8 protein-coding genes are annotated in these 12,044 nt (G+C 64.5%); 5 read left to right on the top strand and 3 right to left on the bottom strand.

Going from position 1 to position 12,044, the window contains the following annotated elements:
• Positions 1-90 precede the first annotated feature (90 nt).
• On the bottom strand, positions 91-3,759 hold the full coding sequence (locus AC6H34_RS20975; protein ID WP_497540109.1) for an AsmA family protein: 3,669 nt from the start codon (positions 3,757-3,759) through the stop codon (positions 91-93).
• Positions 3,760-4,311: 552 nt separating this feature from the next.
• On the opposite strand from AC6H34_RS20975, the gene AC6H34_RS20970 reads away from it, so the two are divergent.
• Positions 4,312-4,476 (top strand): hypothetical protein, encoded by a 165-nt coding sequence (locus tag AC6H34_RS20970; RefSeq protein ID WP_448146898.1) that lies wholly within the window; start codon positions 4,312-4,314, stop codon positions 4,474-4,476.
• Positions 4,477-4,665: 189 nt separating this feature from the next.
• Here AC6H34_RS20970 and AC6H34_RS20965 read toward each other — a convergent pair whose 3' ends face one another.
• Positions 4,666-6,078 (bottom strand): FAD-binding oxidoreductase, encoded by a 1,413-nt coding sequence (locus tag AC6H34_RS20965; RefSeq protein WP_497540108.1) that lies wholly within the window; start codon positions 6,076-6,078, stop codon positions 4,666-4,668.
• Between the two features lie 152 nt (positions 6,079-6,230).
• On the opposite strand from AC6H34_RS20965, the gene AC6H34_RS20960 reads away from it, so the two are divergent.
• Positions 6,231-6,749, top strand: a complete 519-nt coding sequence (locus AC6H34_RS20960; protein ID WP_448146896.1) for a thioesterase family protein — start codon at positions 6,231-6,233, stop codon at positions 6,747-6,749.
• Here the strand turns inward: AC6H34_RS20960 and AC6H34_RS20955 are convergent.
• Entirely contained in the window at positions 6,736-7,542 is an 807-nt protein-coding gene (locus AC6H34_RS20955) for a DUF817 domain-containing protein (RefSeq protein ID WP_497540107.1), read from the bottom strand. The genes AC6H34_RS20960 and AC6H34_RS20955 overlap by 14 nt on opposite strands.
• 279 nt (positions 7,543-7,821) lie before the next feature.
• Here AC6H34_RS20955 and AC6H34_RS20950 point away from each other — a divergent pair, with 279 nt between their 5' ends.
• The 3 genes from AC6H34_RS20950 (at position 7,822) to AC6H34_RS20940 (ending at position 11,966) form a co-directional block, all read left to right on the top strand.
• On the top strand, positions 7,822-8,793 hold the full coding sequence (locus AC6H34_RS20950) for an ABC transporter substrate-binding protein (protein WP_448146894.1): 972 nt from the start codon (positions 7,822-7,824) through the stop codon (positions 8,791-8,793).
• 138 nt (positions 8,794-8,931) lie between these two features.
• Positions 8,932-9,987, top strand: coding sequence for a quaternary amine ABC transporter ATP-binding protein (locus tag AC6H34_RS20945; protein WP_497540106.1), 1,056 nt, complete (start codon positions 8,932-8,934; stop codon positions 9,985-9,987).
• Positions 9,984-11,966, top strand: coding sequence for an ABC transporter permease (locus tag AC6H34_RS20940; RefSeq protein ID WP_497540105.1), 1,983 nt, complete (start codon positions 9,984-9,986; stop codon positions 11,964-11,966). The genes AC6H34_RS20945 and AC6H34_RS20940 overlap by 4 nt, the downstream gene beginning before the upstream one ends.
• The last annotated feature ends 78 nt before the right edge of the window (positions 11,967-12,044 follow it).

Genomic DNA, 12,044 nt, shown 5'->3' with positions numbered 1-12,044 from the left:
CCAGGCATTCCCGGCATTGTCGCGACCAATCGCCCCAATTCCCGCCGGAGATGAGCCGACTCCTATCCTTCTCCCGTCTCGGCAGGGTTCCTACGGCGTGACGGCGGGCGCTTCGGTCGGAGGCGCCAATTGCGGCCCGCCCGGCAGGGTCGGCGGCGGCAACACCGTCGTCTGGCCCGGGGCAACGGGTGTCGACGGCAAGTTGTTCAAGGACGGCATTTTGATCACCGGCGCGCCCTGGACCTGCGGCACGGGGGGCGGCACCGGCGAAACCGCGGCGGGCGGCAGTTGATCCTTCGGGGGCCCGGCCGGCCCGGGCGACTGCAGCAGGGCCTTGATGCGGGCATCGTCGATCGCCTTCTGCATCTTCGCCGCCTCCGCACGCCGGGCCTCCTCCTGCACCTTCTCCTCCGCCTGCCGCTGAGCCTCCAGGATTTCGAGCTTGCGCGCCTGCTGCTCGGCGCCGCGGATGCTCAGCCAGGCAAGGAGGCCGGAAACGTCGACATCCTTCCGAAGATTGTCGATGGCGCCGCGGATCTGGACGGGAATGGAAGGAGCAGGTCCGCCGAAACCATCCGGCATATCAGCCGGCATCAACACGACGTCGCTCTTCACGGTCAGGTCGGAAAGGTCGAGCAGGCCTGAAAGCGCCACGGCACTGCCCGCCGACGCCGTGCGTGTGGAAGAGAGCCTCAATATGCCTCCCGCGAGCGAAAGGTTGCCGGTTATCGGGCTGAGATTCAACGGCTCGGTTGCCAGGCTCTGCTCGAAGGCCGGCTTCACACGGGCCGCATCGGCGGCGAGGCCGCCGTCGACCGCCGCGACGGTCTGCCTGAAGGCGTTCTCCGAAAAGCCCGACAGCACCGGCTCCTTCAGTTCCAGCGTCCCCCCGCCTGTCAGGGATGACATCAGGCTGTCGGGCGAGCGGCCCGTCCCCTGGAAGTCCAGAGCCGCGGTCAGCCGGCCATCGACATCCTGTGTCCGGAGGTCGACGTCCTTCAAGGTGAAGCGTCCGGTTGCCGCGGTATCGAGTGCGGCGCGGGAGAGCTGCAAGGCACCGGCGATGGTGCCGCCACCGAGGCTGGCGGAGAAATTATCGACGGCCACCAACCCGGCGCCGAAACTGAGCTCACCCTTCGCGTCGGAGAGGTCGGGCAAACGGCGCGATAGCTGCAGGGCCTGGGCCGTGACGGTCAGGCGGCCGGCGACGTTGTCGAGGGCGGTCGTCCCGAACGCCTCGTCGGAGAAGGCGTTGCCGTTCGCGTTGCCGGCGTCGAGATCCGCTCCCGAGAGCAGCGATCCCAGGAGCTTGGCATCGGCTTCAGCGAAGCTCAACTGCCCGTCCAAGTGGCTCGGCGAACCCGGATTGACAGTAAGGGCCCCGCTCACGGGCATGCCGAGCACCGTGCCGAACAGGTTATCGAAGGCGAAGCGCCCGCCACGCATGTGCAGGCCGGCGGACAGCGTTACCCCCTGCTCGGGCAGGACGCCGGGCAGTGCCACGCCGAAGAGCTGGGCGGGAGCGAGGACGTCGTCCGTGCTGGCGCTGACCTGCCCATCGAGAACGGGAGCCTCCAGCGAGCCCGCCACCTGGCCCTTGCCGCTGAGGTCGAGCCCGGTTCCCTTGAAGGCAGCCGTCCAGTTCATCGCAGTCCCCGGCACGCCGGACAGGCTGGTATCCAGCGAGGCACGGCCGGGAATATTGCCGGTGGAAAGGCGCAGGCCCGTCTGGCGCAGCAGGGTGGCGACGTCCAGGCTGTCGGCCTTCAGCTTGACGTTGACCGCCGACTTGCCGGAGGCATTCCCCAGGTCGGTGTCGAGCTGGATGACGCTGCCTCCGAACTTGCCATCGATCGAGTAGCGCTCCGTATTGCCGAACGCGATGACAAGATTGCCGTTGGCCGGGGAGAGGGCGGCGGCCCTGTCCGCGAAGGCCCCTACCCAGAAGGCCGGCAGGGCACTGCGTCTCAACGTGGCCGCGAGGCCCGTCAGGTCGCGCCCGTTCAGATTGACGCGGATCTCGCCCTGCGGACGGGTCCCGATATTGTCGATATGGCCGTTCGCCGTGAGGTTGGCGCCGCCCAGATCGTTCACCACCACGTCCTCGAGGGCGATCAGCTTGCCCCCGGCCTTGATATGGCCGCTGACGGACTTGGCTTCGATGCCCGCGAGCGCCAGTTCCTGCGCCTGGATCTTGACATCGGCCTCGCTGAAGATGTCGCTGCTGCCGGGCAGCAAGGCCGCAACGGACGGCAGGGCATCCAGATCGATGCGCTGGGCGGCAAGATTGGCATCGACCCGGCCGGCCGCCCTGCCCTGGGCCAGGCGGCTCCAGGCCAGGTTGCCCTTGACCGCCGCGTCATCGACGGAAAGCGTGAGCTGGGAGAGGCCGACCTTGTCGGCGTCGGCGGCGAGATTGGCCTGCAGCGTCAGTTTCCTCGCCGCATCCGGACGGCCTAGCACCGGCTGCCCCTGCAGCCAGCCGATCAGGCCGGTTGCCCGGTCGGAGTTCAAGGTGAGACTGCCCTTGAAGCCGCCGCCATCGTCGTTCACGTCGCCCGCCAGCAGCAGATGCGACTGCCCCGGCAGGTCAGCCTCGAGATGATCGACCTGGAGACGACCGTCATTCATGCGCAGGCTGGCGCGGGCATTGCGCATCAGTTCGCCGCCCAGCATCAGGCTTTCGACCGACAGATCGACATGCGAGGACGCGGCTAGGTCGGATGAGCCCGGCAAGGCCCGCATCAGCCGGGCCAGCACTGCGGCGGGCGGCATGCGCTGATCGGGACCTATGCCCGCGAAACGGTCGAGTTCGAGTTGCTTGCCGGAAAGTGCGCTCTCCAGCACCGTGCGCGTGCCGAAGGAAAGATTGAGGCTGCCGTTCAGTTTCAAGGCGGTTTCGTCCGGCCCGATCTGGATGGCTACCTTGTCCGAGATGAGGCCGGCCGGCGAAGCCGTCACGGGACCGGTGATGCTCCACGGCGTCTGAACCTCATCCGAACCATCCGACGCCGGCGCGCTGTTGGTCCTGGCGGCGAAGACCGGCCGCATCAGTGTGGCATTGCCGACGAAAGTCGGCTTGCCCTCCTGGATTTTCACCGCTCCCTCGAGATCCAGCGTCACCGGCTTGTCGGCGGGCACCGCGGTGAGGCGCAGATTGAGGCCGTTGCCGTCGAGCACGCCGGTGGTCAGCTTGATCGTGTGGGGCACTCCCGCGAATTGGGCGCCGCCCTCCGCCTTGTAGGGACCGAAGACGGAACCGGCCTCTCCCACCAGATTGATGCCGGCCAGCGTGAAGTCCTGGCCATCGGCCTTGTTGATATAGTGGAGAGAGCCGTCATTGAGCTCGAAGCTCTCCACTGCAGCGTTCAGCGAGACCAGGTTCTGCGCAAGCGGCGACACCAGCCCCTGGTCGTCGGCCACCACGGTCAGATCGGGGCTGCGCACCACGACATTCGACAAGTCGACATCGCCGCGCAACAGGCCACCCAGGCTGACATCGCCGTCGATCCTCGCCACCTTCAGCTTGGTCGTGCCGTAGGGATCTCCGATCGCCACGTCGCCGAGGGACAGCCATGGCTGAGGCAGGATGCGCGCCTGGATCTGGCCCCTGATGACCACGGGCGTCCCGAAGTGCTCGGACAGGCGGGCGCCTATATCATCGCGCCATGCATTCCAATCCACGTAGAGCGGCGCCGTGAAGAGAGCCGCAAAAGCCAGGATCAACAAGAAACCGACAACGGTGAGCGCCTCGCGCACGCCGAACTTCCTTTCATCCAGCTCCAACCGGAGCCTTACCGGGCCTAAAGATCATGCCCGCACCGGCATTTGGCGACTGGCCGTGAATATCGTCCCACTCATCGGACCATACGCGAAAACAAAGGCGGGGCGAAATCGTCAACAAGGAAAAAGCGTGGTCTGCACAAGAAGCAGGCGGCGTTCACATTTTCACCAAATCTTTAGATTTCATTAAGGTGCGTACAAAATTTGTGATATGAAAACTAGTGCCGGGATCAGTGCAAAAGCATGGGCCGGTAGGGCTGTACCCTGGACGATCCCGAAACAAATGTGGGCGTCCGGAGTTAAGGGGTGGTCGATTTGACGACCATCGTCATAACAGCGTCGCGTCAATAGAGGAACGGTATCTCTCGCTTTCAGTGAGGTGGGTACACAATGTTACGCTTGATCAGCTCCGTTGGAGTCGCATTGGCGTTAGGTGTTTTCGGCGCAGGCTTCTATACGGTTGGCACTCACACGGTTCAGAATCCCTTGGCCCGCAGTGAACCCTCCAGCCGTGTGGCAGCGGCAAACATGCTCGTATTTCTTTCGGTGGACAAGCAGACGCAGCAGGCTGGCTATCTCGACGGCCGGCCGGTTCCTTCCGGGCTAACCATGCCGATCATCGTTCGTGTCAAGCCCAAGGACGCCACCGAGGGAGCAAAGGCTGTCGGCCAGCCTGTGGTGGTCACACCATAGCCAGCGGCATTTTCTGATGATGCGCTCCGGTTTCGCTGGAAGCCGGGTCCCCTCGAGGAGAGTGCCTATGATCATACAGAATTTCGCCGGCAGGCGGGTGTTTCAGGGAGAACACCCGCCTGTTTTGCGTTCCGGCGCCAGATCCTGACTTGAACGTCTTCGCCGAAGGACCGTGGGCACTCCCGCCGCTCAATCCGGGAGGATCTTGCCTGGATTGAGGATGCCCTTCGGATCGAGCGCGGTCTTGATCGCCTTCATGGCCGCGAGAGCCGCCTCGCCATGCTCGGCCTTCAGATATTTCCGCTTGCCCTGCCCCACCCCATGTTCGCCGGTACAGGTCCCTTCCATGGCCAGCGCGCGCTGGACGAGCCGCTCGAGGAAACCCTTGCAGGCCTCGACCTCGTCGGCATTGTCGACATCGATGATCGGCTGGACATGGAAATTGCCGTCGCCGACGTGGCCGACGATCGGGGCTACGAGACCCGTCTCGTCGATATCCCGACGCGTCTCGGCCACGCATTCGGCAAGCCGCGAGAGCGGCACGCAGACATCGGTGGCAAGGCTGCGCATGCCTGGACGCAGGGCGCCCGCCGCCCAATAGGCATTGTGGCGGGCCGTCCAAAGCCTGGTGCGTTCTTCCGGCCTGGTGGCCCAGGAGAACGGGCCCCCTCCATATTCGGCCGCGATCTCGCCGAAGCGCTCGGCCTGTTCGGCCACGCCCGCTTCGCTGCCGTGGAATTCCAGGAACAGCATCGGGCTTTCCGGGAGATCCAGCCCCGAATAGGCGTTGGCGGCCCGCACCATCAGCGCGTCGAGCAACTCGATGCGCGCGACCGCGAGGCCCGACTGGATGGTGGCGATGACGGCATCGCAAGCCGCCTTCTCCGTCGCAAAGGGGCAGACGCCCGCGCTGATCGCCTCCGGAATGCCGTGCAGGCGCAGGGTCACCTCGGTGATGATGCCAAGAGTGCCTTCGGAACCCACGAGCAGGCGCGTCAGGTCGTAGCCGGCCGAACTTTTCTTGGCGCGGCTCGCGGTCGAGACAACCTCGCCATTGGCAAGCACGGCACGCACCGACACGACGTTATCCTTCATCGTGCCGTAGCGCACGGCATTGGTGCCGGACGCGCGGGTGGCGGCCATGCCGCCGATCGAGGCGTCGGCACCGGGATCGATCGGGAAGAACAGGCCCTGGTCGCGCAGATAGTCGTTGAGCTGCTTGCGCGTCACGCCCGGCTGGACCACGACGTCGAGATCCTCGGCGTGGACGGCGACGACCGCGTTCATGCGCCCCATGTCGACGCTGATGCCGCCCTCGGGCGCATTGACGTGGCCTTCGAGGCTCGTGCCGGTGCCATAGGCGATGACCGGGACGCCGTGCTCGGAACACAAACGCACGATCTCCGCGACCTCGGCCTCGCTTTCGGGGAATACGACGCCGTCCGGCGCCTGCGGCGGCAGCCACGTCAGCACGCTCGCATGCTGGTCACGCAACGCCTGGCCCGTCGAAAAGCGCGCCCCGAAGCGCGCCGCCAGCCGGTCGCATAGGAATGACAGGTCTTGGGCCGTGAACCGCCGGGCATTTTCGCCAGAATCAACCATATTGTGCTGCTTTTTCTTGAGGTGTCGCTCATTTTGCATACACTGAGTTGGGAGGCCAGCGCGAAGGCCCGCTCGCAACCAGGGTTTGGAGCCCCAATACCGGCGGTGGGCCAATGCGAGATCAGAAGAAACTCAGTTGCGTGGGAGCGGAAATGTTTGACACCAACAAGCTACCAGCGCTGTTCTTTGCACCTTTCGTGTCTTCCTCCATGCGGATAGAGCCGCAATGGATCGATTACAACGGCCATCTCAACATGGCCTATTATCATGTCCTGTTCGATAACGCCTTGGGCGAGGCACTGTCGCTCGTCGGCCTGGGCGAAGACTATATCCACCAGCGCGGCATGTCCTTCTTTACCGGGGAGGTCCATGTCATCTACAAGCGTGAACTTCACCTCGACGACCCGGTGAGGGTGCGTCTCCAGCTCGTCGGGTTCGACGAAAAGCGGCTGCACATCTACGAGGAATTGTGCCACGCGACCGAAGGATGGGTATCGGCGACCTGCGAACTGATCTCGCTGAACATCGATCTCGCCACCAGGCGCGTCGCGCCATTCCCGGGCGACATCATCGACAACCTCGCCGAGATGCGCTCCTCGCACGGCTATCTTCCGACGCCGGAAATCATCGGACGCGCCATCCGCCGGCCTGCTCCGCTTACCCGGCAATAGCCTTGCGCGCCGGGCGGCGCAGCAGCACGGGCCGGTGTACCAGCGACACCATCACAAAGCTGACGATCATCAGAAGATACCAGGCACCCAGCTTGCCGAGGGATACCAGCGCAAAGCCGTGATGCTGGTGCGGATAGATCCAGACCTGGCTGTAGGTACCAACGTTCTCGGCAATCCAGATGAACAGGGCGACCAGGAAGAAACCGAGGAGGAGCGGCATCGAGCGCCTTTCCCTGTCCACGGTGAAATAGATGTCGGTATGCCGGAACAGCCACCCGATCCCGGCGAACAGGGCCAGGCGGATGTCCGGGAGGACATGATGCGTGAAGAAATTCGCATAGATGAGGGCAGCGAGAAGCATCGTCCACCGCATGCGAGGATAGGCGCTGTAGTGGAAATCGAAGAGCCGCGCGGCCCGGGCGATATAGCTGCCTACGGCCGAGTACATGAAGCCCGAGAACAGCGGCACCATGCCGATTTTCAACAGGCTCGCCTCCGGATAGGCCCAGGAGCCCACCGAGGTCTTGTAGATCTCCATGATCGTGCCCACGACATGAAAGATCGCTATGACGGCTGCCTCGTCCCACGTCTCCAGCCTGAGGGCCAGGAGCAGTCCCTGGATGCCCAGCGCGGCAAGGACCAGGAAATCGTAGCGGCTCATCCAGAAGCCGGGCGGATAGCAAAAACGTGTCGCCAGGATCAGGGCCAGGAAAGCGCCGCCGAACAGGCACGCCGACGCCTGCTTGAGGCCGAAGAGCCAGAATTCGCGAAGGAAGAGCCGGAATGTCATCATGCGCGAGCATCCCATGAAGGCTTGCAGCCATCGTGCAGACGCGGTGATGCCGACGTGGAAATCTCGCGGAGCCGAAAGGCGCCCCAGATCCGGGCATAATGTTCAAAAACATGCCAGCAACTGATTGAAATATAATCATTATTCTTGAGGTTAAAAATACTTGCTCAGGAGAGAACTCTGCGCCAATGTTGACGTGCCGGGCCGGCAACGAACCTCCTCAAGAAAACCATAAAGTTACCGGCCAGCCGGGAACAGCAATTGGCCAGAGGGGTGCCTGCCATGGAATTTCTGAAGTCTATTCGACGTAGTACCTATGCGGCCGTGGGGGCGGCCCTGCTGACGTGGACTTCCCCCGTCTTCGCGGCCTCGCCGGAGTCCTCGGACCCGATCAAGATCGCGCTTTTCGATTGGACCAGCGTCAATCTCAACGCCAAGATCCTCGGCGGAATTCTCGAGAAGCTCGGCTATACGGTCGAATACCCGACGGCCGACTACCTCTCCAGCCTGACGACCGGCCTCACCAACGGCGACCTGACGGTCGGGATGGAGTTCTGGGACACCACGGCCGGCGAGGCCATGAAGGCGTCCGACGCCACCAAGCAGACCGAACGCCTCGGTAAACTCGGCCCGAAGGCGAAGGAAGAGTGGTGGTACCCTCTCTACATGAAGGAAAAATGCCCCGGCCTGCCGGATTGGCACGCGCTGCTCGACCCGAAATGCGCCGAGGCCTTCTCCACGCCCGATACGACGCCGAAGGGGCGCTATCTCGGCGGTCCGGTGACCTGGGAAGGTTTCGACGACGAGCGCGTGGTGGCCCTCAAGCTGCCCTTCACCGTGATCCATGCCGGCACGGATGGGGCCATGTTCGCCGAGCTCGACTCCGCCTATCAGCGCAAGGCGCCGATCATGCTGTGGATCTATTCGCCTCACTGGGCGCCTGCGAAATACCAGGGCGAATGGGTGCAATTCCCAGAGTACGAACCGGCTTGCTACACGGACCCGAAATGGGGCGTCAATCCGGATGCGAAATATGATTGCGGCAAGCCCCACGGCGAGATCTGGAAATATGCCTGGGCCGGGATGAAGGACAAGTGGCCGGTGGCCTACAAGGTCGCCAAGGCCTATTCGATCGACACCGACGAGTTGAACAAGATGAGCGGCCAGGTCGATCTCGACGGCAAGAGCATCGATGACGTCGCGGCTGCCTGGATCGCCGATCACGAGGCCACCTGGCAGGCCTGGTCGAAATAGGCCGGACGGCCTGAAGCGCTCCGGTGCCCGCTATCGTACGGGAATACCGGGGCGCCTGATTGTTGCAGCGGGCGCCCTCGCCGCCCGCCTCTTTCGATCGAGAGCAAAGGCAGCCGGATGCATGGCGCAATGGCAACCATGAGCAAGCAGGCATCGCAAAGGCGCGTGAAACTCGCCTGCCGCGGCCTGTGGAAGGTCTTCGGCCCCAATGCCGCGCATATGCTGGCATTGCACAACCATCAGCCCTCCCAGGAGGAGCTTGCCGGGGCCGGCCTCGTGGCGGCCGTTCGCCAGGCCGACCTCACGGTCCATGAGGGCGAGATCTTCATCATCATGGGCCTGTCCGGCTCGGGAAAATCCACTCTGCTGCGCTGCCTTTCCCGGCTGGTCGAGCCGACGGCCGGACAGGTCGAGTTCGACGGCCGCAACCTGCTGGCGGCCAGCGAAGCGGAAATGATCGAGTTGCGCCGCCACAAGATGGGCATGGTCTTCCAGAACTTTGCGCTGCTGCCCCATCTGACCGTTCTGGAGAACGTCGCCTTCCCGCTGGCGATCCAGGGCGTCGCCAAGCCCGAGCGGCACAAGCGTGCGCAGGAGATGGTGGATCTCGTCGGCCTCAATGGACGCGAGGGCTTTTACCCGCGGGAGCTTTCCGGCGGCCAGCAGCAGCGCGTCGGCATTGCTCGCAGCCTCGCGGTGGGGCCGGAGCTCTGGTTCCTCGACGAGCCCTTCTCTGCGCTCGACCCCCTCATCCGGCGTGAGATGCAGGATGAACTCATACGCCTGCAGACCGCGCTTCGAAAAACCATCGTCTTCATCACCCATGATTTCGACGAAGCGATCCGCCTGGCTGACCGCGTCGCCATCATGAAGGATGGCATCATCATCCAGACCGGCACGCCCGAAGAACTCGTGACCCGGCCTGCGACCGACTATGTCGCGGACTTCACCCGCGACGTTCAACGCGCCAAGGTGGTCTCTGCGGGGGGCCTCATGCGGCCGGCAACCGCGGGGATAAGCCATGCGGGCACATTGGCGCGAGGCGACAAGGTCGCCTCCTTTGCCGCCGCCGTCATCGGGGCCGGCGCCCCCTTCGCCGTGCTGGATGCCGCAGGCACCATCCTGGGCGAAGTGACGCCGGAAGCCGTGCTGGACATCCTGGCCGGCGCGGATCAACGCAGGACAGCGGCGTGAGCAATCTCGCACCGACCGCTATCGCCGAGCGGGGCGCCGCCGGACGCCGTGTGCAGGCTTGGCCGTTCGTCTGGGCGCTGGCGGCCGCCTTTGCCCTCTCGCTCTATGTGCTGCGCGACCAGTTTCCCGAGGCCAATGCCTGGCCGGAGAGCGACGCCGTGCCCTTCGCTGCCTGGTTCTCGGCCGTGATGGCGTGGCTGAAGGTCAATTTCACCTGGGCAACGCGCGCCATCGCCGCCGTACTCGATGTTCCCCTGCAGATCGCCTTCGGTCTCCTCGCCAAGCCCACCAGGCTTGCCGGCCTCGGCATCGTCGTGCCGACCCTGTCCTGGGCGGGCGTAGTCGCCTCGGCCGTCATCGCCGGCCATGCGGCGGGCGGCCCTAGGCTCGCCCTCCTGATGGCCGCCTGCTTCGGCTACATCGCGCTGTTCGGCCAATGGCAGAGCGCCATGCTGACACTTGCCCTGATCATCATCGCCGTGCCGCTCTGCGTGATCACCGGCCTCCTGCTCGGCATCTGGGCCTGGCGCTCGCCCCGTCTGGAGAAGTTCGTGGTGGCGCCGCTGCTCGACCTGATGCAGACGATCCCGACCTTCGCCTATCTGATCCCGATGCTGATCCTGTTCGGCAACAGCCCCGTTTCGGCGATGATCGCCACCAGCATCTTCGCCACGCCCCCGATGGTACGCGCGACCATGGTGGCGCTCGCGCGGGTTCCGCCGGAAATCGGGGACTTCGCAGTGATGGCTGGATGCACGCCGCGCCAGAGGCTGTGGCGGGTGCTCATCCCGACAGCGCGGCCGATGCTGATGGTCGGCGTCAACCAGGTGATCATGCTGGCGCTGAACATGGTGATCATCTCCTCGATGATCGGCGCCGGCGGCCTCGGCTATGATGTGCTTCTAGCCCTGCGTGCCCTCAAGATCGGACAGGGCATGGAGGCGGGCCTGGCCATCGTGGTGCTCGCCATCGCGCTCGACCGGCTGTCGCAGGCCTTTGCGTCGAAGGGCGGCGCGCCGGTACATCACACGACGAAGCCTTTCCTAGCGCGAAATCCGCATCTCTTCCTCGCCCTCGCCATCCTCGCCGCCACCACGCTCGCCAGTCTGGCGCTGCCCGCCCTGGCCAAGATCCCGCCGGGCTGGACCCTCTCGACAGCGCCCTGGTGGAAAGCGGCAGTCGATTGGGTCACCGTCCACTTCTTCGACGTCATCGAGGCATTCCGGGTCGCCTTGCTCGTCTATGTCCTCAATCCCATGCGGGCATTCTGCGAGAGCTTTCCCTGGCTCGGCGCTCTCCTACTGCTTGCGCTGGCCGGCTATCGGCTCGGCGGCTGGCGGCTGGCCTGCCTTATCGGCCTGCTCGTCCTGTTCTGCGCCTCCTCCGGCCTGTGGGAAAAGACGATGTCCACCGTCTACCTGTGCGGCGTCTCCGCGGTCATCGCTCTTCTGGCTGGCATTCCCATCGGTGTGTGGGCCTCGCGCAGCGACCGTTTTGCGCGCCTGATCGAACCGGTCGTGGATACGCTTCAAACGCTTCCTTCCTTCTGCTTCATCATCCCGATCGTCATGCTCTTCCGCGTCGGCGACGTCACGGCCCTGATCGCCACCGTCTCCTTCGCCATCGTGCCGGCCATCCGATATACCAATCACGGCCTGCGCCAGGTGCCGCCTACCCTGATCGAAGCGGCCAAGACGGCCGGCTGCACCCGCCGGCAGACCTTCTGGCGCGTCCAGTTGCCGATGGCGCTGCCCGAGGTGCTGCTGGGTGTGAACCAGACCATTCTGCTTTCACTGAGCATGATCATCATCTGCGCGATGATCGGCACGCGCGACCTCGGCCAGGAGGTGTTCATCGCACTGGCCAAGGCGGACGCCGGGCGCGGTATCACAGCCGGCCTCGCCATCGCCTTCATCGGCATCGTCGCGGACCGCTTGATCGGCGGGGCGAGCGCCAAGGCCAGGAAGCGATTGGGATAGTTCGCCACGTCTTCCGGGATCGAAGCGCCGTGAATCGTGGAATGTTGATTGTTGCCGCGTGCCAGGCTGGATGAACGG

Source organism: Labrys sp. ALF-8 (genome assembly GCF_059699065.1).
Note: the sequence above shows the minus strand (reverse complement) of the source record. Positions and strands in the feature narration are given on the sequence as shown.